General features: G+C 71.8%; 4 protein-coding genes. 1 reads left to right on the forward strand and 3 read right to left on the reverse strand.

Annotation, left to right across the window (positions count from 1 at the left end; translation table 11 throughout):
- Nucleotides 1-169: 169 nt before the first annotated feature.
- From VF746_04780 to VF746_04790, 3 genes are all read right to left on the reverse strand, one after another.
- A complete protein-coding gene (locus VF746_04780; protein ID HEX8691712.1) occupies nucleotides 170-1309 on the reverse strand; it encodes an AI-2E family transporter in 1140 nt (379 codons plus the stop codon).
- Nucleotides 1310-1425: 116 nt separating this feature from the next.
- Nucleotides 1426-2421: an HU family DNA-binding protein gene (locus tag VF746_04785; protein HEX8691713.1), complete on the reverse strand. Its 996-nt coding sequence runs from the start codon at nucleotides 2419-2421 to the stop codon at nucleotides 1426-1428.
- A 211-nt stretch (nucleotides 2422-2632) separates the two neighbouring features.
- On the reverse strand, nucleotides 2633-3607 hold the full coding sequence (locus VF746_04790; GenBank protein HEX8691714.1) for a M48 family metallopeptidase: 975 nt from the start codon (nucleotides 3605-3607) through the stop codon (nucleotides 2633-2635).
- Between the two features lie 274 nt (nucleotides 3608-3881).
- Here VF746_04790 and VF746_04795 point away from each other — a divergent pair, with 274 nt between their 5' ends.
- The gene (locus VF746_04795) at nucleotides 3882-4409 is read left to right on the forward strand and encodes a hypothetical protein (GenBank protein HEX8691715.1); all 528 of its coding nucleotides are present in this window, start codon (nucleotides 3882-3884) and stop codon (nucleotides 4407-4409) included.
- Nucleotides 4410-4737 lie beyond the last annotated feature (328 nt).

Here is a 4737-nt window from a genome sequence, read left to right on the forward strand (position 1 = left end):
TGCGAGAGTGCGAGAGTGCGAGAGTGCGAGAGTGCGAGAGTGCGAGAGTGCGAGAGTGCGAGAGTGCGAGAGTGCGAGAGTGCGAGAGTGCGTATGGACCCTCTTTAGATCAGGTCTCGCCACTCCGCTCGCACTAGGCACTGGGCACTGGGCACTTCGCACTTGCAGTTCACCCCGCCCCGCCCGCGCCTGGCTCCTGGTCCGTCGCGTTCCCCGGCACCTCGGCGGAGTGCGCGATGTCGGCGGCGGGGGTGGGGGTGTCGGGCTCACGGCGGTCCCAGCGCTGCAGGTCCTCGCTGGGCTCCACGTACAGGATGCGCACGGCGACCACCAGCACGGCCAAGAGCGGCGTGGCCACGAACAGCGCCACCACCCCGAAGCCGAACGCCAGCATGAGCTGCCAGATGAGGAGCGCCGCCGGCGGGATGTTCACCGCCCTGCGCTCCACCAGCGGCACCGTGATGGCGTTCTGCACCTGCTGGAGCAGGAAGTAGAAGATGGCCACGTACACGGCCGTGGCCGGCGCTACGGCGAACCCCGCGATCATGGCCGGGATGGCCGCGATGGTGGGGCCGAAGTTGGGGATGAACTCCATCAGCGCCGCGAACGCGGCCAGCGCCATCGCGCCGGGCACCCCCAGGAAGGTGAGCCCGAAGTAGGTGGCCACGCCGACCGCCAGCATGGTGAACGCCTTGCCGATCACCCAGGCGCGCAGGTTGTTCCCCGCCTCGTCCAGCAGCCGCGCCCAGCGCGGGCGCCGGTCCTCGGGCACCAGCGACAGCACCAGGTCGCGGTACATCCGGGGCTCGGCCGCCAGGAACGCCGCCAGCACGATGATGGCGAACGAGCCGAGCACCGTGGTGAGGGTGTTCAGCGCCGCGGGCAGGAAGCGGGCGGCGAACCCTTCGAGCTGCTGCTGGATCCTCGCCTGGCGCGCGGGGTCCGCCTGGCCCCCCGTCTTGCGCGCGAACCACTCGTCCAGGCTGCGCAGCGTCTCCGGGATCTGCGTGGCGAGCTGCGTGCCCTGCTCGACCACCTGCGGGATCATCGCCACCAGCAGGCCGATCAGCCCGCCCACGAACAGCAGCAGCACGATGGCGAACGCCAGGCGGAACGGGATCCAGCGCGAGAGGAGCCTGGCGGGGACGTGGAGCACGATGGCGATGAGCACCGCCAGCAGCGCCAGGAACAGCGCCGGGTAGACCAGCCAGAAGAACTTCCAGAGGAAGAGGAAGAGGAAGCCCAGGCCCAGGACGCGCACGACGTCCGCGGACCTCCAGGTGATGCGGCGCACCCCGCTATCCGGCATTGGCTCCAGCGCTCGCGAAAGTCAGGGTTGGGCGTGGCGGCGCTCCCGCCGCGCAAACGGCGGGGGCCGCATCCCCGGGGGAATGCGGCCCCGCCCTCGGCGAGCGGCCGCCGGCCTCAGGACTTGCTGCCGCCGCTCTTCGACCCGCCGCCGCCCTTGGACGAGCTGCCGCCGCTCTTCGAGCCGCCGCCGCTCTTCGACGAGCTGCCGCCGCTCTTGGAGGAGCTTCCGCCGCCGCTCTTGGAGCCGCCGCCGCTGCTGCGAGTGGACCCGCCGCTCTTCGAGCCGCCGCCGCCGCTCTTCGACGAGCTGCCGCCGCTCTTCGACCCGCCGCCGCCGCGCGACGATCCGCCGCTCTTCGACGAGCTGCTGCTCTTGGAGGAGCTTCCGCTGCTCTTGGAGCCGCCGCCGCCGCTGCTGCGAGTGGACCCGCCGCTCTTCGAGCCGCCGCCGCTGCTCTTCGACGAGCTGCCGCCGCTCTTCGACCCGCCGCCGCCGCTGCGCGAGGACCCGCCGCTCTTCGACCCGCCGCCGCGCGAGGCGGTGTCGGCCGAGCGCGACGACGAGCCGCCCGACCGCGTGGACTTGGAGCCGCCGCCCTTCGACCCGCTGCTCTTCGACCCACCGCTCTTCGACCCACCGCTCTTCGACCCGCCGCTGCTGCGCGACGACGAGGACGAGCCGCCGGAGCTGGAGCGCGAGGACGAGCCGGAGCGCGTGCTGGAGCCACCCGAGCGCGAGCCGCGCCCGCCCGCTGCGGCGCCCGCCGCCGCGGCGCCGACCGCCGCGCCGACCGCGGCGCCCGTGGCGGCCGCCTTGCGGCGCGAGGTGCTGCGCTTCTCCTTCAGCCCCTTGCCGGCGCTGAAGCCGATGGTGGTGCGCTCGGGGATGCTGATGCTCGCCCCCGTGCGCGGGTTGCGCCCCGTGCGGGCCGCACGCGTGCGCCTGGTGAACTTGCCGAAGCCCGGAATTGACAGGGCTCCCGCGGCATGGACGGCCTCCGAGATGGCGCCCGACGCGGTGTCGAAGATCGCATCCACCACGCGTGCCGCCGCAGCCCGGGTGAGCTCGGCCCTCTCGGCCACCATGTCGATGAACTCCGACTTGTTCATGTTCCGCTCTCCGATGGGCGGGTTTCCACGACGCGGCCCGTCCGCGCCGCCGGGGCATGATGCAAGTGCGGTTCCACTTTGTTCAAACCAGGCCCCACTTGGCTTCGACTCACCTTCGAAGCCGTCGCCGCGGCGGAGGTGTACGGAGCGTGCAAGTCGTGTAGAATCCAGGTTTTACCTGCGTTCGACGCCGCTCTGGGCGAGAGCGCCGCTACTGCCTGCCGAAGCCCGAGCGGAACGAATCCACCACGCGGCGCGCGGCGTCGGCGGCCTGGCCGAAGGTCTCCTTCGCGCTCTCGCGGTAGGTGCGCGCGGCCTCGGCCACGTCTTCGCTGTAGCGGCCGCCGCCCTCGCCGCGCCGGTGGTACTCGCCGGCCAGGATGCGCTCGTAGGCGCCGCTCTCGAACCAGTTGCGCATCTCGGCCACGCGCACCACCGGGAAGGGGTGCGTGACCCACAGCACGTTCAGCACCTTGTAGACCTGGTCGGCCAGGTCGCCGGCGGCGCGGTACTCCTCGGCCTGCTGGATGAAGTCGGCCAGGTTGGACTCGGTGAAGGCGCCGCCCGCGAACTTGAGCATGGTCCGCATGCCGGGATCGGGCTCCTGCACGGCCAGGACGCCGGCGCGGTCGCACGACAGCTCGGCCTTGCGGCTCCACTCGAGCAGCGCCAGCAGGATGGGGATGGCGGCGAGCCCCAGGATGGAGAACTGGCTGCTGGCCAGGCGCAGCAGCAGCACGAGCAGGGTGGTGTACATGGCGTGGCCGCTCATCACGTGCCCCAGCTCGTGCCCCATCACGAAGCGGATCTCGTCGTCGGCGAAGTCGCGCACCATCTCGGAGTGCAGGATCACGAAGGGCTGGTCGATCCCCAGCGCCATCGCGTTGTAGGTGGGGTTCTGGGTGACGTACAGCGCGTACTGCTCGGGGGCGTCGAGGGTGCGCATGACCTCGCCCCACATCTGGTGCAGCTTCGGGTGCTGCGTGGGCGTGACGCGCACCGCGCTGGAGAGGAAGAGGAGCCGCACCCCCCTCTCGCCGCCCAGCAGGCCCAGCACCTTGCGCAGGACCTCGTCGAAGCCGGTGATCTTGCGCAGGGCGTTGAGCGCGGCGCGGTCGGCGGGGTGCTCCCAGCTACGCGGGTCGATGCCGGTGAGGATGCGGGTGGCGCGGGCTTCGTCTGCCATCGGGACGGCCTTTGGGTGGAATCGGGGGGATGCAGGGCGCGCCGGCGGCGCGGCGCGGGAATGCGGCGGCTGGTACGCCGCGCCCGGGCGCGGGGTTTCAGGAAACTTCGGGCGCGGGAGCGGGTAAACGCAAGGACTACAGATGAATGGCGCCGCCCTACCGCGCGCCGCGGAGCGTGCTTAGATTGCCGCTCCGTTCCCGGCGTCTTCCCCGCGCCGCCCTCGTGCGGCGCTCCCGCGACACGTTTTTCCCTTTGCAACCGGAGGCTCGCCCATGCGCCGTACCCGCCTCGTCCCGTTCCTCTGCGCCCTGGCCCTGGCCGCCGCGCTGCCGGCCGCCGGCGCCGCGCAGGAGTCGAGCATGCGCGGCACGTTCACGCTCAACCGGCAGGCGAGCGACAACGTTCGCACCGCCATCGACGCCGCGGTGGCGCGGATGAGCTTCGTCACCCGCCCGATCGCGCGCGGGCGCCTGGTGCGCACCAACCCCATGTACGAGCGCGTGCGGATCGACTTCGACCAGCGCAACGTGACGGTCACGCTGGAGAACCGGAGCCCGATCGTGAGCCCGGCCAACGGGGCGCCGATCAAGTGGCGGCGCGAGGACGGCGAGGTGTTCGACCTCTCCACCGAGTGGGAGAACGGGCGCCTGGAGCAGACCTTCAAGGCCGAGGACGGGCAGCGCCTGAACGTGTACTCGATCAGCGCGGACGGCAACACGCTGACGATGAACGTGACCATCACCTCGCCGCGCCTGCCCCGCCCGCTCACCTACAAGCTGGTGTACAACCGCGCGAGCTGAGACCGGACGCGGTCGAGCACGATCGACGTCGAACGCAGGGCGGCCGAGCGCATCGGCCGCCCTGCGCGCGCGTGGGGGCCCTCTCCCCCGCGCGGCCCCGGTCGTTCGTTCCTCATGACCAGGGGCCGCGCTCCCCTCTCCCAGACTGCGGGAGAGGGGAAACACCTCGGCGCTGCGCGCGACGGAACAGCCACGCGCCGGATCGTAGGGGCGAGGCATGCCTCGACCGGCGGATGCCAGCCCCTACGGAACTTCATCGCCGCGACGAAACCTGCGTGAGGGATGCGCGCCCGACAGGGCCGGGACGCCGCCGCCACAGGGGGTATCG

The sequence above is a fragment of the Longimicrobium sp. genome, from assembly GCA_036389795.1.
Classification (GTDB): domain Bacteria; phylum Gemmatimonadota; class Gemmatimonadetes; order Longimicrobiales; family Longimicrobiaceae; genus Longimicrobium.